Source organism: Streptomyces sp. NBRC 110028 (assembly GCF_001417735.1).
GTDB lineage: Bacteria > Actinomycetota > Actinomycetes > Streptomycetales > Streptomycetaceae > Streptomyces.
On sequence record NZ_BBUZ01000024.1, the window covers coordinates 512,303 to 532,753 of the forward strand.

The window sequence follows — 20,451 nt, forward strand, 5'->3', positions numbered from 1 at the left end:
GGTGTGGAGGCGCGCCGATGGCGCGCCCGCAGCAGTGCCATCCCGCACCTGGAGGAGAGCCAACGTGCCTCGTACCGCTAGGGACGTCGTCTTCGTCGACGGCGTCCGTACCCCGTTCGGCAAGGCGGGCCCGAAGGGCATCTACCACGAGACCCGCGCCGACGACCTGGTCGTCAAGTGCATCCGGGAGCTGCTGCGACGCAACCCGGATCTGCCGCCGGAGCGCATCGACGAGGTGGCCGTCGCCGCGACCACCCAGATCGGGGACCAGGGCCTGACCATCGGCCGCACGGCGGGCATCCTGGCCGGGCTTCCGCAGTCGGTGCCCGGCTACTCGATCGACCGGATGTGCGCCGGTGCCATGACCGCCGTCACCACGACCGCGGGCTCCATCGCCTTCGGCGCGTACGACGCCGTCGTCGCGGGCGGCGTGGAGCACATGGGCCGCCACCCGATGGGCGAGGGCGTCGACCCGAACCCGCGGTTCGTCTCCGAGAAGCTGGTCGACGAGTCGGCCCTCTTCATGGGCATGACGGCGGAGAACCTGCACGACCGGCTGCCGCACCTCACCAAGCAGCGCGCCGACGAGTTCGCGGTGCGCAGCCAGGAGAAGGCCGCGAAGGCGTACGCCAACGGCAAGATCCAGCAGGACCTGGTGCCGGTCTCGGTGCGCCGCACCACCCCCGAGGGCGGGGAGACCGGCTGGGGCCTGGCGACCGCCGACGAGCCGATGCGCCCGGGCACCACGCTGGAGAACCTGGCCACGCTGAAGACCCCGTTCCGGCCGCACGGCCGGGTCACCGCGGGCAACTCGGCGGGGCTCAACGACGGCGCCACCGCCTCCCTGATCGCCTCCGAGGACTTCGCCCGGGAGCTGGACCTGCCGGTCCGGATGCGCCTGGTGTCGTTCGCCTTCGCGGGCGTCGAGCCCGAGGTGATGGGCTACGGCCCGGTCCCGGCCACCAAGAAAGCCCTGTCCAAGGCCGGGCTGACGATCGATGACATCGGCCTGTTCGAGATCAACGAGGCGTTCGCCGTCCAGGTGCTGTCGTTCCTGGACCACTACGGCATCGCGGACGACGACCCGCGCGTCAACCAGTACGGCGGCGCGATCGCCTTCGGCCACCCGCTCGCCTCCTCCGGCGTCCGCCTGATGACGCAGCTGGCGCGGCAGTTCGAGGAGCAGCCGGAGGTCCGCTACGGCATCACCACCATGTGCATCGGTTTCGGCATGGGGGGCACCGTGATCTGGGAGAACCCGCACTTCGAGGGGAACAAGTGACTACCACCGCAGAGCTTCTCAAGGGAGCGGCCGAGCTGTTCCCGGACGAGGTCGTGACGCAGGCGCACGTCCGCCACCTCGACCTCCCCCAGGACGCGGGCCGCTTCGCGCTCATCACCCTGGACAACGGGCTCGACCACACCAAGCCCACCACCTTCGGCCCGGCCTCGCTGGCGAACCTGGGCGCGGCGATCGACCAGGTGGAGAAGGAGGCCGCGGACGGCGCGATCACCGGCGTCGGCATCACCGGAAAGCCGTTCATCTTCGCCGTCGGCGCCGACCTCAAGGGCGTGGAGCTGCTGAAGCGCCACGAGGACGCGCTCGCCATCGGCAAGGGCGGCCACGACGTCTTCAAGCGGCTGTCCGCGCTCGCCGTGCCCACCTTCGCCTACTACAACGGCGCGGCGATGGGCGGCGGTGTCGAGGTCGGCCTGCACTGCACCTACCGCACCGTCTCGGCCGCGCTGCCCGCGTTCTCGCTGCCCGAGGTGTTCCTCGGCCTGGTCCCCGGCTGGGGCGGCTGCACCCTGCTGCCGAACCTGATCGGCGCGGACCGCGCGGTCTCGGTCATCATCGAGAACTCGCTCAACCAGAACAAGCAACTGAAGGGGAAGCAGGTCTACGAGCTGGGGATCGCCGACGCGATCTTCGAGGGCGCGGACTTCCTGGAGCAGTCGCTGATCTGGACCGCGGCCGTCCTCAGGGGCGAGATCGAGATCGCCCGCCCCGAGATCGACCGCGGTGACGCCTGGCACGAGGCCGTGGTGCGCGGCCGCGCCATCGCCGACGGCAAGGTGCACGGGGCGGCCCCGGCCGCGTACCGGGCGCTGGAGATCATCGACGCGGCCCGCAACGGCGACCTGGCCCGCGGCTACGAGGCCGAGGAGAAGGCGCTCGCCGACCTCATCATGGGCGGCGAGCTGCGCAGCGGCATCTACGCCTTCAACCTGGTGCAGAAGCGCGCCAAGCGCCCGGCCGGCGCCCCGGACAAGTCGCTCGCCCGTCCGGTCTCCAAGGTCGGCGTGGTGGGCGCGGGGCTGATGGCCTCGCAGCTGGCGCTGCTGTTCGCGCGCCGTCTGGAGGTGCCGGTCGTGCTGACCGACATCGACCAGGAGCGCGTCGACAAGGGCGTCGGCTACGTCCACGGCGAGATCGACAAACTGCTGCTCAAGGGCCGTATCAACCAGGACAAGGCCAACCGGCTCAAGGCCGCGGTGACCGGTTCGCTGGACAAGGCCGCCGCCTTCGGGGACGCCGACTTCGTCATCGAGGCCGTCTTCGAGGAGATGGGCGTCAAGCAGCAGGTGTTCGCCGAGGTCGAGGCGGTCGTGCCGGAGCACGCCATCCTCGCCACCAACACCTCGTCGCTGTCGGTCAGCGAGATGGCGTCCAAGCTCCGGCACCCCGAGCGGGTCGTGGGCTTCCATTTCTTCAACCCGGTGGCGATCCTGCCGCTGCTGGAGATCGTCCGCGGTGAGAAGACCGATGACGCGTCGCTGGCGACGGCCTTCGGTGTGGCCAAGAAGCTGAAGAAGACCGCCGTCCTGGTCAAGGACGCCCCGGCGTTCGTCGTCAACCGGATCCTGACCCGCTTCATGGGCGAGATCCAGAACGTCATCGACGAGGGCACCCCGGTCGACGTCGCGGAGCGCGCGGTGGAGCCGCTCGGGCTGCCGATGTCCCCGCTGGTGCTGCTGGAGCTGGTCGGCCCGGCCATCGGCCTGCACGTCTCCGAGACGCTGCACGGCGCCTTCCCGGACCGCTTCACGGTCTCGCCCAACCTCAAGCGCGTGGTCGAGGCGGGCAAGCGCGGCTTCTACGTTTATGCCGACGGCAATTCAGCGAAGCCGGTGCTGGACCCGGAGGTCGCCGCGCTGCTCCAGCAGGGCGACACGGTCCTGACGGAGGAGCAGGTGCGCGCCCGGGTGCTGGACGCCGTCGCGCAGGAGATCGGCCTGATGCTGGACGAGGGCGTCGTCGCCGAGGCGCAGGACATCGACCTGTGCCTGATCACCGGCGCGGGCTGGCCCTTCCACCTGGGCGGCCTCACGCCGTACCTGGACCGTGAGGGCGTCTCGGAGCGGGTGAACGGGAAGCGGTTCCTGGCCCCGGGCGTCGCGAGCGTGCCCGCGTAAAGCCGCGAGCGGGTGAGGTGCCCGGGCGCCGGGCGGGCCGAGGGTCCGCCCGGCGCCCGGGTGTTGTCGCGGCCGCGGGCGGCGTCAGCCCTTCACCGCGCCGGAGAGCATGCCGGAGATGAAGTGCCGCTGGAGGAAGACGTACAGGGCGACGACCGGCAGGGCCACGATGATGGAGGCGGCCGCCAGCAGGGAGTACTGGGTGGTGTGCTCGCTCTGGAAGAAGGCCAGGCCGAGCGGTGCGGTGCGCTTGTTCTCGTCGGTGATCATGACCAGCGGGAGCAGGAACTCGTTCCAGGTCCACATGAACACCAGCATCGCCATCGTCAGCAGAGCCGGGCGGCTGGTGGGCACCAGGATCCGCCACAGCAGCCGCCAGTCGGACGCCCCGTCCAGGCGTGCCGCCTCGATGACGCTGGTCGGCACCGAGCGGAAGAAGTTGCGCATCCAGAAGACGCTGAAAGCGAGGGACTGGGCGGTCTGCGGGAGGATCAGCGACCAGTAGGAGTTGGTCAGTCCGGTGTCGCGCAGGTTGAAGTAGAGCGGGATGACGAAGGCCTCGGGCGGGATCATCAGCCCGATGAGGGTGACGTAGAACAGCAGCGAGCGGCCGGGGTAGTCGAAGTGGGCGAAGGAGAAGCCCGCCAGGATCGCCAGGACGGACGTCAGGACCACCACCGCCACCGCGACCAGCACGCTGGAGGACAGATAGGTGCCGAAGTGGCCCTGGCGCCAGGCGGCGGCGAAGTTGCCGAAGTCCAGGTGGTGGGGCCAGGTGAAGGAGGGCGAGGACTGCGCGGCCGGGGTCAGCGCGGACGCCACCACGCCGATCAGCGGCACCAGGGCCAGCGCGGCGAAGACGGTGAGGATGGCGTAGTTCAGCAGGCGTTCGCGTCCGGAGATCACGTCTCGTCCTCCTGTGGCTGGAGCTTGGTGATCAGGAAGGTGAGAAAGAGGATCACCACGGTCAGCACGACGGCGATGGCGCAGGCCGAACCCACCTGGCTGGTGCCGAAGGCCCGGTTGTAGACCTCGTAGGCGGGCAGGCTGGTGGCGTCGCCGGGGCCGCCGTGGGTGGCGACGTACACCAGGTCGAAGGTGCGCAGGGCGGCGATCACGGTGAGGGTCAGCGCGACGGTGATCTGCCCGCGCAGTCCGGGCAGGGTGACGGCGAAGAACTCCCGTACCGGGCCCGCCCCGTCCAGCTTCGCCGCCTCGTACAGATCCGCCGGGATCTGCCCGATACCGGCGATGAACAGCACCAGGCACAGGCCGATCTCCAGCCAGGTGCCGATGAGGCCGACGGCGGGCAGGGCGGTGGAGAAGTCACCGAGCCAGGGGCGGGCGACCGCCTCCAGTCCGATGGCGCGCAGCGCGGTGTTGAGGACGCCGTCGGGGGCGTAGATCGCCGTCCAGGCGGTGGCGGTCACGACCATGGCGACCACCTGCGGCAGGAAGATCATCGCCCGGAAGACCGAGACCCCGCGCAGCCGGCCGGCGCGGGTGGTGACCGCGGCGAGCATCAGGGCGAGCGTGATCGGGATGACGGAGAAGAACAGGATCAGGACGAACGAGTGGAGGAAGCTCACGCGCAGCTGCGGGTCGCGGGCGATCTCGGTGTAGTTGGCGAGCCCCGCCCAGGTGGAGGCGGACACTCCGTCCCAGTGGTAGAGGGAGATCTGCACCAGCTGACCGAGCGGGACCAGCAGGAAGACGGTGAGGACGGCCAGGGCGGGAAGGGCGTAGAGGTAGCCCTTCCACTGGATGACGCGGCCGCGGCGCCGGGCCGGCCCCCGGGTGGGGGCGCCGGCCGGGCGCTTGGCGGCCGTGGTGCGGGGTGCGGTGGTGGCCATAGGGGCGGGCTACTTGCTGCTCTGGAAGGAGGAGTAGTCGGACTGGAGCCGGTCGGTGAACGCCTTGGGGCTGAGGTGCCCGGCGGTCAGTTCCTGCACGGCGGCGGTGAGGGTGTCGTAGAAGGTCGGGGTCGTGTAGTCGAGGTAGGGAAGCAGCCCGTCCTTCTCGCTCACGCCCTTCCACTGGGTGAGGACGTCCGCGTCGACGGTGCCGGGGGTGGGCTTGTAGTCGGCCGGTGGCAGCGCCGGCAGGTTGCCGTGGGCGGCGGCGGCCTTCATACCGCCCCGGTCGACGAGGAAGTTGATGTACGCGGCGGCGACGTCCGGGTGCTTGGACTTGGAGGTCACCGACCACGCGAGGCCCTCGCCGCCCTGGGTGAGCGGGGGCTGCCCGGCGGCGGGGCTGAGCGCGGTGAAGCCGACGTTCTTGTGCATCTTGGGGGCGAGGACGGCCGCCTGCCAGGTGCCGTCCACGAGGAAGAGGGACGTGCCCTTGGCGAAGGAGGCGACGGCCTGGTCCTTGCTCTGGCCGTTGAAGCCGGAGCCCAAATAGCCCTTGTCGGCCCAGCCGCGCAGCGTGGTCGCGGCCTTGAGCGTGCCGGGGTCGGTCCACTTGGCGCCGCCCTCGTCGAAGACGAGCTTGCGCACCGCCGCCTTCCCGGCGGTGGCGGCCTGGACGACCCCGAAGATGTGGATGCCGGGGCTCTTGTCGGCGTCGCCGTAGGACAGCGGCTGGAGGCCCGACGCCTTGGCCTTGGCCAAGGCCTTCTCGAAGTCGGCGAGGGTGGTGGGCACGGACAGGCCGAGCGACTTCAGCTTGGCCTTGTTGTAGTAGACGCCGACGATCTCACCGGTCTGGGAGACGCCGTAGAGGTTGCCCGTCTTCCAGGTCTTGCCGTCGGAGGTGAAGCGGTTGAGGTCGAGCAGCTGGGACGGGTAGGCGCTGTTCCAGCCGTAGGCCTTGGCGTACCTGTCCACCGGCTGCAGCAGCCGGGCCTTCACGAACGCGCCCATGTCCGGGTAGCCCTGGTTCGCCTGGACGACGTCGGGCGGGTTGGTGGAGGACAGCGCGAGCTTCAGGGTGGTCTTGAGGTCGGAGAAGGACCGGGAGACGCGCTTGATCGTGACGTTCGGGTACTTCTTCATGAACGCCTTGTTGAGCGCGTCGGTGGAGGCGTTCGTACCGGGGTCGGTGTTCTGGTCCCACTCGGTGAGAGTGACCTTCCCGGCCTTGGCGGGGTCTTTGGAGACCGGGCCGGAGGTCTTCGTGCCGCCGGCGGACGAGTCGGCGCTCGGGCCGGGGGAACAGGCCGCGACGCCGGTCAGGACACCGGTGGCGAGCGCGGCTGCGGCTATGAGACGACGGCGGGGGTGCCGTGGGGTTCTCTCGGTCATGGGGTGGTTCCTTCTGGTGCTGTGGCGCGGTCGCTCAGGGGGCGGCGTCGTCCGGGCTGTGGGGGTTGTGTTCGAGGAAGGCGTTGATCTCCCTCCGGTACGGCGCGCTGCTGGCGCCGCCCAGGCCGCGCACCGACAGGGCGGCGCACAGCCCGGCGTAGCGGAGCCGGGTGGGGAGGGACCAGCCGTGGCTCAGGCCGGTGATCAGCCCCGCGGTGAAGACGTCACCGGCGCCGGTGGGATCGACGGCCTCCACACGGGGGGCGGAGGCCCGGACCAGCTCGCCGGTGCCGCCGTCCACCGCGACCGCACCGCGCCCGCCATCGGTCACCACGACGTCGGGCACGTGGTCGGCGAGGATCTTCACGGCCTCCTCGACGGTGCCGGCGCGGGTGTAGCTCGTCGCCTCGACGGCGTTGCACACGAACACGTCGACCTCGGCGAGCCGGGTGAGCAGCCGCGGTGACCAGTCGCCGGTGGGGTCCCAGCCGACGCCGCCCACCACACGGGTGCCGCGGGAGCGGAGTTCGGCCGCCCAGGCCGGCAGCGGCCGTCCGATGCCGAGGTGCAGGAAGCGGACGCCGGGCAGCTCGCCCTCCCACACCTCGGGGCGCCGGGCCCCGGCCTCCTCGTAGGTGAGGAAGGCCCGGTCGTGCTGCTGGGGCACCGCGACCGTGACCGGGGTGTGCACGGCGGGGTCGCGGCGCAGCCAGGTCAGGTCCAGGTTCTCCTCGGTCGCGAGCCGGGTGGCGAGGTGCTCGCCGAAGGGGTCGGTGCCGATCACGCCGAAGAGCCCGGTGCGCAGTCCCAGGCGGGCCGCGGCGACGGCGCGGGTGGCGGTTCCGCCCGCGGAGACGGCGAATCGGTCGGCGTACACCTCGGTCCCCGGGGTGGGCAGGTGCGGGATGCCGCCGAAGACGAGGTCACAGAAGACCTCGCCGGCGAAGAGCACATCGAGCACGGGAACCGCCTCTCTCCGGTGCGACCGCAGTGAAGTGCTCAACTATGAGCACCGCATATGCCGCATGACAAGAGTCGGTCAGTCACAACAATGTCTCGACGCACACATGACTGACTTCGGTCATGCGGTGCTATCTTCAACGCGTGACTTCACGCAAACGCCACGCGAAGATCGTCGAATCGCTCCGGTCGACCGGAGTGGCCTCGGTCCGCGAGCTCGCCGAGAACCTGCAGGTCAGCGAATCGACGATTCGCCGGGACCTGACACTCCTCGACCGCGACGGCGAGCTGGTCCGCACCTACGGCGGAGCGGCGATGTCACCGCGGGGGTCCGCGGAGGCCGCCGGTGAGGAGGCGGCGGCCGAGGTCCCGTTCGACGTGGTCGCCTCGCGCGACGAGGCGCTGAAGGTCGCGATGGCCGAGGAAGCCGTGAAGCTGGTCGAGGACGACAGCGTGATCGTCCTGGACATCGGCACCACGCCCCGGGCCATCGCCCGCCGGCTGCGGGGCCGCCCCGTCACCGTGATCACCAGCAGTCTTGCGGTGCTCGACGAACTCCGCGACGACGACGCCGTACGGCTGGTGATGCTCGGCGGCGTGCTGCGCCGCAACTACCAGTCGCTGGTGGGATCCCTCACCGAGCAGGCGCTCCGCCAGGTCAGCGCCGACCTGCTCTTCCTCAGCTGCACCGGAGTGCGGCCGAGCGGCCATGTGGTGGACAACATGGCCGTCGAGGCGCCCCTGAAGCAGGCCATGATCGAGACCGCCGGGAAGGTCGTCCTGGTCGCCGCCGAGACCAAGTTCCCCGGCACCGGATCACTGCGCGTGTGCGCGCTCTCCGACATCGACGTCCTGATCACCACCAGTGGCGCCGACCCCGACACGCTCCAGCTCTGCCGCGAAGCGGACGGAAAGGTGATACTCGCATGAAGTTGACCATCCTCGGCGGCGGCGGATTCCGCGTGCCGTACGTCTACCAGGCCCTGCTGCGCGACGAGGGCTCCCCCCGCATCGACGACGTGTGGCTGCACGACACCGACCCGGCCCGCCTCAAGGCCATGGCCGCCGTGCTCGCCCAGTTCGCCGAGGGCCACGCCGACGCACCCCGGGTGACGGTCGGCACGTCGCTCGACGACGCCCTGGAGGGCGCCGACTTCGTGTTCGCCGCCATCCGCGTGGGCGGGCTGGCGGGGCGGACGTGTGACGAGCGGGTCGCCCTCGACCTCGACGTGCTCGGCCAGGAGACCACCGGCCCGGGCGGCCTGGCCTACGGGCTGCGCACCATTCCCGTCATGCTCGACATCGCGCACCGGGTACGGCGCCTGGCACCCCGCGCCTACGTCATCAACTTCACCAACCCGGCCGGCATGATCACCGAAGCGATGCAGAGCGTCCTCGGCGACCGCGTCCTCGGCATCTGCGACACCCCGTCGGGCCTGGGCCGCCGCATCGCCACGACCCTCGGCCTGGACCCGTCCCGGGCCCGGTTCGACTACGTCGGCCTCAACCACCTCGGCTGGATGCGCCGCGTCCTGCACGACGGCGAGGACGTCCTGCCCCGCCTGCTCGAGAGCGACCGCCTCGGCGACCTGGAGGAAGGCGTCGTCTTCGGGCGCGAGTGGCTGCGCGACCTCGGCGTGATCCCCAACGAGTACCTGTACTACTACTACTTCAACCGGGAAGCCGTACGCTCCATCCTCGACGCCCCGCAGACCCGCGGCGAGTTCCTCGCCCGCCAGCAGCAGGAGTTCTACCAGCGGGTGACCGAGGCGGCCGGCGGCTCGGCCGTCTCGCTGTGGCGGAAGACCATCGCCGACCGCAGCGCCAACTACATGGCCGAGGCCAAGGGCGCCGTCCAGGGAGAGGCGCAGGCCGACGAGAGCTTCCAGCCGGACCCGGCCCACCAGGGATACGCCGGGGTCGCCCTCGCGGTGATGGCCGCGATCAGCCGCAACGAACGCGCCACGATGATCCTCAACGTGCGCAACGGAACCACCGTCTCCGCCCTCCCCCAGGACGCCGTCGTCGAGGTGCCCGTGACCATCGACGCCGGTGGCGTGCGCCCGCTCACCATCACCCAGCCCGACCTGCACCAGAGCGGTCTGATGCAACAGGTCAAGGCGGTCGAGCGCCTGACCATCAGCGCCGCCACCACCGGCTCCCGCACCGACGCGGCGAAGGCGTTCTCGCTCCACCCCCTGGTCGACTCGGTGACGGTCGGCCGCAAGCTGCTCGACGGCTACATCGACCGCATCCCCGAAGTGGCCGCGGTCTTCGACTAGGCCCTGTCCGCCGGTCCCGGGCCCCCCACCCGGGACCAGGCGCGCAGGGCGAGGCCCCGCTCGTCCGTCTTCTGACGCGCCACCAGCAGCCCGCCGTCCGGCGCGAGCGCGGCCAGGACCACCAGCCCGCGCCCGTCGCGGGCCAGCGCCGGGTGCTGGGCGCCGGGGTCGCCCGACGGCGTCCACCACACGCCCGCCGCCTCGTCCTCCGCCGGATGCGCGGCGACGGCCAGCCGGCCGCCGGCGGCGTCGCGGTGCGCCAGTACGGTGCAGTCGTGGCCGTCCACCGGGGCGCGCAGCACCGCGACCGGGCCGGTGCCCGTCGACCCGCCGAGCGGCGCGGGGGCCGGGGCGTCCGGCCGCCAGGCCATGACCTCACCGCTGCGGGCGTCGCGCCAGTAGTGGGTGACGGTGCCGGGGCTGGTCTCCACCGCGGACGCCGAATCCGGCCGGGCGTCGGCGGGGACGTCCTCGCCCCGCTTCGGGGCGGCGCCGGGCTCGGGCTGGTACCAGCGCAGCGCGGCGCCCTTCCCGGCCGGTGCGAGCAGTTCGAGGCGGCCGTCGGCGGTCACCGCCGCCGACAGGCCGTCCAGCACGTGCGCGCCCTTCCAGTCGGTCCAGCGGTCCCATCCGGCCTTGGGGTTCTGCCGCCGCGCGCTCACCCCGCCCCCGGCGTTGCGGACGAAGACGCGCAGGGCGCCCGTGGAGTCCACCGCCGCGGCCGGTGCGCCGATCCGCCGCGCCTTGGCGCGGTCCTTGGGGTGCGGGGTGCCCAGGGAGTGCCACGCGGTGAGCGGACGGCCGGTCTGGAACTGGGTGGCGTGGACGATGTCGGTCTGTGGCCCGTCCTTGCCCTCCGTGTGCCGGAGCCCCACGAGATGGACGTAGCCGTCGGGCCCCTGAGCGGCCGTCACCCGGGACAGTCCGGGGGCCTGGATCAGCCAGGGGCCCGTCCAGTGCGGTCCGCCGGGGCGGTCCTCGGTCCAGCGGGCGACGCCGTCCGCCACCGGTGCGTAGGCCGTGAGCCTGCCGTCCTTGCCGCGGAACAACCGCAACGCCATGGCCCGCCGACCAACCTTCCCGCGTCGATGTGTCCGACCCCCGTCGCCCATAGTATTTTGCCTGGTCTATGAGTGGTCTTGTCGGGCTCGTGATCGTGGACGCGGCGAACGTGGTCGGCTCGGTGCCGGACGGCTGGTGGCGCGACCGGCACGGGGCGGCCGAGCGGCTGCGCGACCGGCTCGGGGCGATCGCGGTGAGCGGCGTCCCGGAGCGCGCGGGCGTCCCCGGCTGGGCCCGTCAACCGCCCCTGGACATCGTCCTGGTGGTGGAGGGCGCCGCGCGCGGAGTGGTGCCGGTGGAGGGCGTACGGGTGGAGGCCGCGCCGGGGAGCGCGGACGACCTGATCGTGGAGGTGGTGGCCGGCCGCGACGCGGACCGGCCCTGCCTGGTGGTCACCGCCGACCGGGAGCTGCGGGAGCGGGTGACGGCGCTGGGCGCGGAGGTCGTGGGCCCGCGCAGCGTCAGGGGTTAGACGCACCGTCAGGGGGCCGACGGGGCGTCAGCCGCCCGTACCGGACTCGGTCATCCGGCTGTGGCCGCGCCCGTACAGGACGTAGACGACCAGGCCCAGCACCATCCACACCACGAACCGCAGCCAGGTCTCCGCGGGCAGATTGAGCATCAGCCACACCGACGCCGCCACGGAGACGGCGGGCAGCACCGGCACCCATGGCGCCCGGAAGGCGCGGGGCAGGTCGGGGCGGGTGCGGCGGAGGACGATGACGCCGAGCGCCACGACGACGAACGCGAAGAGGGTGCCGATGTTCACCAGGGCCGCCAGCTGCTTGATGCTGGTGAACCCGGCGACCACGGCGATGAGGCCGCCCAGCAGGACCGTCGAGCGGTACGGCGTGCCGTACCGCGGATGCACCTTGGAGAAGACCCGCGGCAGCAGTCCGTCGCGGCTCATCGCGAAGAAGACCCGGCTCTGGCCCAGCAGCAGGATCATGCACACGGTGGTGAGCCCGACCGCCGCGCCGAAGCTGATGAGGCCCGCGTAGAAGGGGTGCCCGGTCGCCTTGAAGGCGTCGGCGAGCGGGGCGTCGACCGACAGCCGGGAGTACTTCTCCATGCCGGTGACCACGATGGACACCGCCACGTAGAGCGCGGTGCAGATGAAGAGCGAGCCGAGGATGCCGCGCGGCATGTCGTGCTGCGGGTGCTTGGTCTCCTCCGCCGCGGTGGCCACGACGTCGAAGCCGATGAACGCGAAGAAGACCACGGCGGCGGCGGTGAAGATTCCCTCGACGCCGTAGGCCGTCGGCTGGTAACCGGCCATCAGCTGGATCAGCGGCGCGTTCAGCCCGGAGGTGGCGGGCGTGCTCCGGGGCTCGGGGATGAAGGGGTGGTAGTTGTCGCCGTCGATGAAGAAGGAGCCCGCGATGATGACGAGCAGTACGACGGTCACCTTCACCGCGACCACGACGGAGGTGACGCGCGCGGACAGCTTCATACCGAGGACCAGGACCGCGGTCAGCACCAGCACCAGCAGGGCGGCGAGGATGTCGAAGGTGAAGCCGCTCGCCTCGTCGGGGCCGGAGAGCACGGCGGGCAGCCGCCACCCGGCGTTCTCCAGGAGCGAGCGCACGTACCCGGCCCAGCCGACCGCGACCACGGCGGTGCCGAGCGCGAACTCCAGGACCAGGTCCCAGCCGATGATCCAGGCCGGCAGCTCGCCGAGCGAGGCGTACGAGAAGGTGTACGCGGACCCGGCCACCGGCACGGTCGAGGCGAACTCGGCGTAGCACAGCGCGGCCAGCGCGCACACCACGCCCGCGACCACGAAGGCCAGCGCGGTCGCGGGGCCCGCCTGCTGCTTGGCGACGGACCCGGTGAGCACGAAGATGCCGGTGCCGATGATGACGCCGACGCCGAAGACCGTGAGATCCAGGGCGGACAGCGACCGGGTGAGGGCGTGCTCGGGCTCCTCGGTGTCCCGGATGGACTGCTCGATCGTCTTCGTCCGCAGATAGGCCGGCCGGGCCTTGCCCCGGGGGCCGCCGCGGCCCCCGTCGCCGTCTGGTTCCTCATCGCTCACCGGTGACACCTCCACGCCTGCCCCCGCGCGTCATGGTTCTGCCAACCGCCCCGGAGCGAAGCGCACACACTCGGCGACCTCGCCGATTCACCCGATGGGGGCGGGCGAGCGGGACAGGCACTGGGCCGGTCGGAGCATGAAACGGCCCCGGCCCGGACCTTCGCGGTCCGGGCCGGGGCCCTTGTGTGACGAAGCTAGTGCCGCGTCAGCCAAGGTTCACCCCGCTCGCCGCCCTGGCACGGCCATCTGCGGCGTTGCCGAATCGACCGAGTAGGCCCACTACGAGGCCGATCCGGCGCCTTGCAGCTGACCGCGCCAGGACGCCTCGCTACCGGGCAAACCCTGACTGACGCGGCACTAGTCGCGCACCGGCTCGGCGGGGGTCGCCGGGCGCGTCGCCACGCCCTGCCCCTCCGTACCGGACGGCTCCTCGTAGCCGCCGCCGAGCCGCGACACCAGGCCGGTGATCTGGCGGGCGACGTCCGGGGCGGTCAGACCGATCTCGGCCATGACCTCCTTGCGGGAGGCGTGCTCCAGGAAGCGCGGCGGGATGCCGAAGTCGCGCACCGGCATGTCGACGCCGGAGTCGCGCAGCGCCTGGGCGATGGCGGAGCCCACACCGCCGACCCGGCTGTTGTCCTCGACGGTGACGACGACGCGGTGGCGCTCGGCGAGCGCGGGAAGCTCCTCGTCCACCGGCTTGACCCAGCGCGGGTCGACCACGGTGGCCGAAATGCCCTGCTTGTCCAGAAGGTCGGCGATCTCCAGGCACATCGGGGCGAGCGCCCCGACCGAGACCAGCAGCACGTCCGGGGTGTCCCCCGCGGCCTCGGCGGGCTCACGCAGCACGTCCATGCCGCCGATCCGGCCGACCGCGGCGACCTCCGGGCCGACCGCGCCCTTGGAGTACCGCACCACCGTCGGCGCGTCGTCCACCTCGACGGCCTCCCGCAGCTGCGCGCGGACCTGGCCCGCGTCGCGCGGGGCGGCGATCCGCAGCCCGGGGACGACCTGGAGCAGCGACATGTCCCACATGCCGTTGTGGGAGGCCCCGTCCGAACCGGTGATCCCGGCGCGGTCGAGGACGAAGGTGACGCCGCACTTGTGCAGCGCCACGTCCATCAGCACCTGGTCGAAGGCGCGGTTGAGGAACGTGGCGTAGACCGCGAAGACCGGGTGCAGCCCACCGGTGGCCAGGCCCGCCGCCGACACGGCGCCGTGCTGCTCGGCGATGCCCACGTCGAAGACCCGCTCGGGGAATCGTTTCGCGAACTCGGTGAGGCCCACCGGGTGCAGCATCGCCGCCGTGATCGCGACGATGTCCTCCCGCTCCTCGCCGAGCTTGACCATCTCCTCGCCGAAGACCGAGGTCCAGTCGGCGCCGCCCGCCGAGATCGGCAGACCGGTGTCGGGGTGGATCGGGCCGATGCCGTGGAAACGGTCGGTCTCGTCCTGCTCGGCCGGGGTGTAGCCGCGGCCCTTCTCCGTGAGGCAGTGCACGATGACCGGGCCGCCGAAACGCTTCGCCCGCTGCAGCGCGGACTCCAGCGCCTCGATGTCATGGCCGTCGATCGGGCCGACGTACTTCAGCCCCAGGTCCTCGAACATGCCCTGCGGGGCGATGAAGTCCTTCAGCCCCTTCTTGGCGCCGTGCAGCGTCTCGTACAGCGGCCGGCCGACGACCGGGGTGCGCTCCAGGAGGTCCTTGCCGCGGGCCAGGAAACGCTCGTAGCCGTCGGTGGTGCGCAGCGTGGCGAGGTGGTTCGCGAGGCCGCCGATGGTCGGCGAGTAGGACCACTCGTTGTCGTTCACGACGATCACGAGCGGACGGTTCTTCGCGGCGGCGATGTTGTTCAGCGCCTCCCAGGCCATCCCGCCGGTCAGCGCGCCGTCCCCGATGACCGCGACCACATGGTCGTCCTTGCCCCGCAGCTCGTTCGCCTTGGCGATGCCCTCGGCCCAGCCGAGGACGGCGGAGGCGTGGCTGTTCTCGATGACGTCGTGCTCGGACTCGGCGCGCGACGGGTAACCCGACAGCCCGCCCTTCTTCTTGAGCCGCGTGAAGTCCTGGCGCCCGGTGAGCAGCTTGTGGACGTAGGACTGGTGGCCGGTGTCCAGCAGCACCTTGTCCCTCGGCGACTCGAAGACCCGGTGCAGGGCGATGGTCAGCTCGACCACACCCAGATTGGGCCCGAGATGCCCTCCGGTCTTGGACACTGCGTCGACGAGAAAGGTGCGGATCTCCGCGGCCAGCTGATTCAGCTGCTCCGTGGAGAGCCGGTCCAGATCGCGCGGTCCCCTGATGCCGGTCAGCAGCACCCGTGCCTCCTTGCTGTCGAGCGTCTCCATCGAGCCAGTAGCCCCCGAGAGTCTAATGCTGCCCTACGGACAGGCCCGGTTGGTCTCCGGGGCACGGTGTCGGTTCGCGCCCGGCCCTGGAGACGCCCCCGGGGCGGAGGGGGTTCCTAACCGCGACCGGCCGAGCGCTGTGTTCTCCGCGACACCGAGTCGATGACCACGGCGGCCAGCAGCACCGCGCCGGTGATCATGTACTGCACGGAGTTCGCGACGCCCAGCAGGTTCATACCCGACGAGATCGACCCGATGACCAGCATGCCGAGCATCGCCGACCACACCGAGCCGCGCCCGCCGAAGAGGCTGGTGCCGCCGATGACCGCGGCCGCGATGGCCTCCATGAGCAGGTTGCCGGTCCCGGCCTGCTGGCTCGCCGACCCGATCCGGGACGCGATCATGAGACCGCCGAACGCGGCCATCAGCCCGGACAGGGCGAACACCGAGATCCGCACGGCGACCACGTTGATGCCCGCGCGGCGGGCGGCCTCGACGCTGCCGCCCAGGGCGATCACCTTGCGTCCGTACGGGGTACGGCGCACCACGAAGTCGAGCGCGACCAGCACCACCACGAAGATCACCAGGGCGAGCGGCAGGCCCATGTACTCGTTGAGCCGCCAGGCCGCCGCGTAGGCGATCACCGCGAGCACGGCGGTGCGCACCAGGATCTCGCTCAGCGGCCGGGCGGGTATGCCGACCGCCTTGCGGCGCCGGCTGTCCAGGAACTGGGCGAGAAAGAATCCGGCCACCGCGACCGTCGCCGCGCCATAGGCGGCGATCAGCTGGCTGAAGTAGTGATCGGTGAGCATGCGCACGAAGCTGTCGTCGTCGATGCCGATGGTGCCGGTGGTGCCGAGCACCTGGAGCATCAGCCCGTTCCAGGCCAGCAGACCGGCGAGGGTGACGACGAACGCCGGGACGCCGATCTTGGCGAAGAAGAAGCCGTGCAGCGCGCCCAGCGCCGCTCCGGCGGCCAGCGCCGCGACCACCGCGATGCCCTCGGGCACGCCGTGGCGCACGTTGAGCACCGCGAGGGTGGCCGCGGCCAGGCCGCTGAGGGAGCCGACGGACAGGTCGATCTCGCCGAGCAGCAGCACGAAGACGATCCCGACCGAGATCATGCCGGTGCCGCCGATGAGGATCGACAGGTCGGAGAGGTTCTTGGGTGAGAGGAAGGCGCTGTCCTTCCACTGGAAGACCGCCCAGATGACGGCGATGCCGACGATCACCGGGACCGCGCCCAGGTCGCCGCTGCGCATCTTGCGGGCGAACTCGTGGAGGTAGCCCTTGAAGCCCTCCTGGCGCACCAGCAGCCGCGGATCGACCACGGTGACCGCGTCCTTGGCGACCGGGCTGGCGTCGGCCGGTCCGGCCGGGGCCTTGTTGCCGACGCCGTCCCCGCCGGCCCCCTCCTCGCCATGGGCGTCATTGGTCTTGTCGAGACGGGTGCTCACTTGGCGGCCTCCCCGCTGCGCGCCTTGCGGCGGGTCACGGCGTTGTCCGTGGCGCCGGTGATGGCGGAAATGATCTCTTCTTGAGAGGTGGTACGGACGTCGAACGTGCCGTTGTTCCGGCCCAGCCGCAGCACCGCGACCCGGTCCGCGACCGCCTTGACGTCGACCATGTTGTGGCTGATGAGGATCACCGCGAGCCCGCGCTCGCGCAGCCGCTCGACCAGGTCGAGGACCTGCGCGGTCTGCTCCACGCCGAGGGCGGCGGTCGGCTCGTCCAGGATGACCAGCTTGGGCTCGCCCAGCATGGAACGGGCGATGGCGACGGTCTGCCGCTGGCCGCCGGAGAGCGAGGCGATCGGGATCCGCACACTGGGGATGCGGATCGACAGGGTGCTCAGCAGTTCACGGGCACGGCGCTCCATCTCGACCTCGTCCAGCACCCCGGCGCGCAGGATCTCGCGGCCGAGGAAGAGGTTGCCGACGACGTCGATGTTGTCGCACAGGGCGAGGTCCTGGTACACCGTCGCGATGCCCAGGTCCTGGGCATCGTGCGGCCGGGTGATCTCGACGGGCCTGCCCTGCCATTCGAGGACGCCCTCGTCGGCGGGGCCGACTCCGGCGATCGCCTTGACGAGGGTCGACTTTCCGGCGCCGTTGTCGCCCACCAGGGCGACCACTTCACCGGCGCGGACCTCCAGTTGGATGTCGGTGAGCGCCTGGACGGCGCCGAACCGCTTGGAGATCCCGCGCAACGCCAACACGGGTTCGTTCGGCACGATGGCCATCTCCGTTCCGGGCAGGGGGCGGCCCCTGCTGTGTGACGGAGGGGAGAGGACTCTCCCCTCGGACGGGGTTGTTCGTGGGGCAGCGGCCGGGCCGCCGGTGTGTTCACGGCGGCCCGGCCGCGCGCTGACGCGCTGTGCGCCGTACGGGGGTGTACGGGCTGTACGGGTACGGCGGGGGCTACTCGAGCCCGGCCGCGGCGCAGGCGGCCTTGAACTTCGCCGTGCAGATCTGTCCGACCGAGTACAGACCGTCCTTGACGACGGTGCTCTTGATCTTGTCCTTGGTCAGCGAGATCGGGGGGATGAGGGTGGTCGGGATGTCCTTGGTGGTCGGGCTGTCGACCGTGTTGGACTCGGCGACCTTCTCACCACGGCCGAGGGCGATGGCCATCTTCGCGGCCGCGGTCGCCTCCGCCACGTAGGACTTGTAGACGCTCATGTACTGCTCGCCGCTCACCACCCGCTGCACCCCGGCGAGTTCGGCGTCCTGGCCGGTGACCGGGGGCAGCGGCTTGACGCCACCGCTCTTGAGCGCGGTGATCGCGCCGCCCGCCATGCTGTCGTTGGCCGAGTAGACGCCGACGATGTTGTCCTTGCCGACGGAGGAAATGGCGCCCGTCATGGCCTTGTTGGCCTCTTCGGCCAGCCAGCGGTCGACGTCGTAGGACTTGGCGATGTCCACCTTGCCCTTGAGGACGGACATCGCGCCCTTCTTGAACATGGCGGCGTTGGGGTCGGCCTCCCAGCCGTTGAGCATGATGACCTTGCCGTCCTTGGCCTTCTTCCCCAGCGCCTTCAGCAGCGCCTCGCCCTGGACCTTGCCGACCGTCTCGTTGTCGAAGGACGTGTAGCCGGAGACCGGGCCCTCGGCCAGCCGGTCGTAGGCGACGACCGGGATGTGCGCCTCGGCGGCCTTCTTGACCGATCCGGCAATGGACTTGGAGTCCACCGAATCCAGAATGATCACATCGACCTTCTTGGTGATCATGGAGTCGACCTGCTGCTGCTGTACCGCCGGGTCCGACTTGGCGTTGGCGTACTGAATCTTGCAGCCGGAGCAGTCGGCCAGGATCTTCTTCTTGATCAAGGGCCGGTCGAAGTTCTCGTATCTGGCCGTCTGGTCCTCGGGCAGAAGGAGACCGACGGTCAACGGCCCGGACTTCTTCTTCTTATCGCCCTTGTCGTCCGCTTCCTTCGCCGAACCGCAGGCGGCGAGCGAGGCGGCCATCGATACGGCGGCGGTGACCATGGCGACGCGGCGCATCGTTGCGTTCATAACGGGGGTGACCTCCCTGACGAGGCCGCGTCATTGCGGCCGAGGTTGGCGTGAAGTCAACTCCGGCCCTGTCATGGCGTCAAGAAGTAAATCCTTAACGAGATGGCAACGGTGCCATTCGTTATCTGAGTGAACGCAGCCGGACATGCTCGAAGGCATGCCGCATGCCCCGAGGGCGCCGGAAGGTCCTCGGGGGGCGGGCAGGGCGTCAGGCGCCGCGTTCGGGCGGCGGCCCAGCAGCTCAGGCGAGTGCCGGGGTACCCGCCGACAGGGCGCCCTCCAGCAGGGTCGAGTCGCCCATCTCGCTCAGCACCAGCGCCAGCGCGCCCAGCACCTCGGCCCGGCCGCCGAGCGCCCCGGGCATCACGGCCAGCTGACGGGCGGCGCTGGGAATGGCGTACCGCGCGACCGACTCGCGGATCGGGCCCAGCACCAGCTCCCCCGCCTCGGCGAGGTGGCCGCCGAGCACCATGCGGCTGGGGTTGATCAGGTTGCACAGGTTCGCCACGCCGCTGCCGATGTGCCGGCCGACGTCCGCGATCACCCGGCGGCAGCCGGGGTCGCCGTCCCGGGCGAGCTGCACCATGCGCTCGATGGTGAGGTCCTCGCCATGGCTGGAACGCAGCAGCGGCAGGATGTAGCGGGCCGCGGCGAACGTCTCCAGGCAGCCGCGGTTGCCGCAGCGGCACACCGGGCCCGACTCGTCGAGGGTGATGTGGCCGATCTCGCCCGCCGTGCCGCCCGGGCCCCGGTAGATCTGGCCGCTGATCACCAGCCCCGCGCCGACACCGTCGGCGACCTTGATGTACGCCAGGTCGGCGACCCCGCGCCCGGAGCCCCACACCAGCTCGCCGAGCGCGCCCAGGTTGGCGTCGTTGTCCACGTGCACCGGCACCCCGAGCCGCTGGGCCAGGTCGTCGCGCGGATTGGTGCCCGCCCAGCCCGGCAGGATCGCGGTCGAGCCGAGCGTGCCGGTCTCCACGTCGATCGGGGCCGGGACGCCCAGGCCGACGCCGACGACCTTGTCCTGGCTCAGCCCTGTGCCGGCGATCAGCCTGCTCACCAGCTGCTCCGCCCGGTCCAGGCCCTGCGCGGAGGAGGCGTCCACATCCAGCGGCTCCGCCTCCTCGGCCAGCACCTGGTGGGCGAGGTTGCCGACCGCGACCCTGAGGTGCGTATGGCCGAAGTCCACGCCCACGACGATGCCCGCGTCCCCGCTGAGCGAGACGCTGCGCGCCCGGCGGCCACCCGCCGAGGTGGGCGTGACCTCGACCGTTCCGCCGTCCTTCAGCTCGCGCACGATGTTGGAGACGGTGGCCGCGGACAGCCCGGTGGACCGGGCGATCTCCGCCTGGGTCAGCGAGCCCGCCATACGCACCGCCCGGACCACCCGCTCCAGGTTGGCCCGGTGCAGCGACGACTGCGATCCCGGAGTCTCCACGCCCATCCACTCCCGCCTTCACGGGCGGCACGCCGGCCGCTCCGCCGGCCGGGCCGCAGCAGTGAGGCCCGGCTTTGTCTCCAACATGTGAACTCTAAGCTGAGCCGCCCCGCTTGTTCCACGTCAAGCCCTTGAC

General features: G+C 71.1%; 16 protein-coding genes. 5 read left to right on the forward strand and 11 right to left on the reverse strand.

Features of this window, described 5'->3' with window-relative positions; genetic code table 11:
- Window positions 1-64 precede the first annotated feature (64 nt).
- The gene (locus tag ASC60_RS11525) at window positions 65-1,282 is read left to right on the forward strand and encodes an acetyl-CoA C-acyltransferase (protein WP_055549589.1); all 1,218 of its coding nucleotides are present in this window, start codon (window positions 65-67) and stop codon (window positions 1,280-1,282) included.
- A complete protein-coding gene (locus tag ASC60_RS11530; RefSeq protein WP_055549591.1) occupies window positions 1,279-3,417 on the forward strand; it encodes a 3-hydroxyacyl-CoA dehydrogenase NAD-binding domain-containing protein in 2,139 nt (712 codons plus the stop codon). The genes ASC60_RS11525 and ASC60_RS11530 overlap by 4 nt, the downstream gene beginning before the upstream one ends.
- Window positions 3,418-3,501: 84 nt before the next feature.
- On the opposite strand, the gene ASC60_RS11535 is transcribed toward ASC60_RS11530, so the two are convergent.
- Genes ASC60_RS11535 through ASC60_RS11550 form a run of 4 tightly spaced genes read right to left on the reverse strand, consistent with a single transcriptional unit; the run spans window position 3,502 to window position 7,626 of the window.
- On the reverse strand, window positions 3,502-4,323 hold the full coding sequence (locus tag ASC60_RS11535; RefSeq protein WP_055549593.1) for a carbohydrate ABC transporter permease: 822 nt from the start codon (window positions 4,321-4,323) through the stop codon (window positions 3,502-3,504).
- A complete protein-coding gene (locus ASC60_RS11540) occupies window positions 4,320-5,270 on the reverse strand; it encodes a carbohydrate ABC transporter permease (RefSeq protein WP_079038324.1) in 951 nt (316 codons plus the stop codon). Before ASC60_RS11540 ends, ASC60_RS11535 begins: the two co-directional genes overlap by 4 nt.
- Window positions 5,271-5,279: 9 nt before the next feature.
- Window positions 5,280-6,665 carry an extracellular solute-binding protein gene (locus ASC60_RS11545; RefSeq protein WP_055549595.1) on the reverse strand — a complete coding sequence of 462 codons (1,386 nt, stop codon included), beginning with the start codon at window positions 6,663-6,665 and terminating at the stop codon, window positions 5,280-5,282.
- A 34-nt stretch (window positions 6,666-6,699) separates the two neighbouring features.
- A complete protein-coding gene (locus ASC60_RS11550; protein WP_055549597.1) occupies window positions 6,700-7,626 on the reverse strand; it encodes a carbohydrate kinase family protein in 927 nt (308 codons plus the stop codon).
- A gap of 143 nt (window positions 7,627-7,769) precedes the next feature.
- Here ASC60_RS11550 and ASC60_RS11555 point away from each other — a divergent pair, with 143 nt between their 5' ends.
- Together ASC60_RS11555 and ASC60_RS11560 are read left to right on the forward strand one after the other, a co-directional pair.
- Window positions 7,770-8,555: a DeoR/GlpR family DNA-binding transcription regulator gene (locus ASC60_RS11555; RefSeq protein ID WP_107097047.1), complete on the forward strand. Its 786-nt coding sequence runs from the start codon at window positions 7,770-7,772 to the stop codon at window positions 8,553-8,555.
- On the forward strand, window positions 8,552-9,907 hold the full coding sequence (locus ASC60_RS11560; RefSeq protein WP_055549601.1) for a 6-phospho-beta-glucosidase: 1,356 nt from the start codon (window positions 8,552-8,554) through the stop codon (window positions 9,905-9,907). The genes ASC60_RS11555 and ASC60_RS11560 overlap by 4 nt, the downstream gene beginning before the upstream one ends.
- Here the strand turns inward: ASC60_RS11560 and ASC60_RS11565 are convergent.
- Complete coding sequence (locus ASC60_RS11565) at window positions 9,904-10,968, reverse strand: hypothetical protein (RefSeq protein WP_055549603.1); 1,065 nt, start codon at window positions 10,966-10,968, stop codon at window positions 9,904-9,906. The genes ASC60_RS11560 and ASC60_RS11565 overlap by 4 nt on opposite strands.
- A gap of 68 nt (window positions 10,969-11,036) precedes the next feature.
- Here ASC60_RS11565 and ASC60_RS11570 point away from each other — a divergent pair, with 68 nt between their 5' ends.
- Window positions 11,037-11,441: a hypothetical protein gene (locus ASC60_RS11570; protein WP_055549605.1), complete on the forward strand. Its 405-nt coding sequence runs from the start codon at window positions 11,037-11,039 to the stop codon at window positions 11,439-11,441.
- Between the two features lie 27 nt (window positions 11,442-11,468).
- Here the strand turns inward: ASC60_RS11570 and ASC60_RS11575 are convergent, their stop codons facing one another.
- From ASC60_RS11575 to ASC60_RS11600, 6 genes are all read right to left on the reverse strand, one after another.
- Window positions 11,469-12,938 carry an amino acid permease gene (locus tag ASC60_RS11575; RefSeq protein ID WP_055550060.1) on the reverse strand — a complete coding sequence of 490 codons (1,470 nt, stop codon included), beginning with the start codon at window positions 12,936-12,938 and terminating at the stop codon, window positions 11,469-11,471.
- 426 nt (window positions 12,939-13,364) lie between these two features.
- The gene (gene dxs, locus ASC60_RS11580; RefSeq protein WP_055549607.1) at window positions 13,365-15,356 is read right to left on the reverse strand and encodes a 1-deoxy-D-xylulose-5-phosphate synthase; all 1,992 of its coding nucleotides are present in this window, start codon (window positions 15,354-15,356) and stop codon (window positions 13,365-13,367) included.
- 116 nt (window positions 15,357-15,472) lie between these two features.
- Window positions 15,473-16,813: a sugar ABC transporter permease gene (locus tag ASC60_RS11585; protein ID WP_055549609.1), complete on the reverse strand. Its 1,341-nt coding sequence runs from the start codon at window positions 16,811-16,813 to the stop codon at window positions 15,473-15,475.
- Window positions 16,810-17,598: an ATP-binding cassette domain-containing protein gene (locus tag ASC60_RS11590; protein WP_055549611.1), complete on the reverse strand. Its 789-nt coding sequence runs from the start codon at window positions 17,596-17,598 to the stop codon at window positions 16,810-16,812. The genes ASC60_RS11585 and ASC60_RS11590 overlap by 4 nt, the downstream gene beginning before the upstream one ends.
- A 178-nt stretch (window positions 17,599-17,776) precedes the next feature.
- Window positions 17,777-18,874, reverse strand: a complete 1,098-nt coding sequence (locus tag ASC60_RS11595; RefSeq protein ID WP_055549613.1) for a substrate-binding domain-containing protein — start codon at window positions 18,872-18,874, stop codon at window positions 17,777-17,779.
- A gap of 241 nt (window positions 18,875-19,115) precedes the next feature.
- Window positions 19,116-20,315, reverse strand: a complete 1,200-nt coding sequence (locus tag ASC60_RS11600; RefSeq protein WP_055550062.1) for an ROK family transcriptional regulator — start codon at window positions 20,313-20,315, stop codon at window positions 19,116-19,118.
- Window positions 20,316-20,451 lie beyond the last annotated feature (136 nt).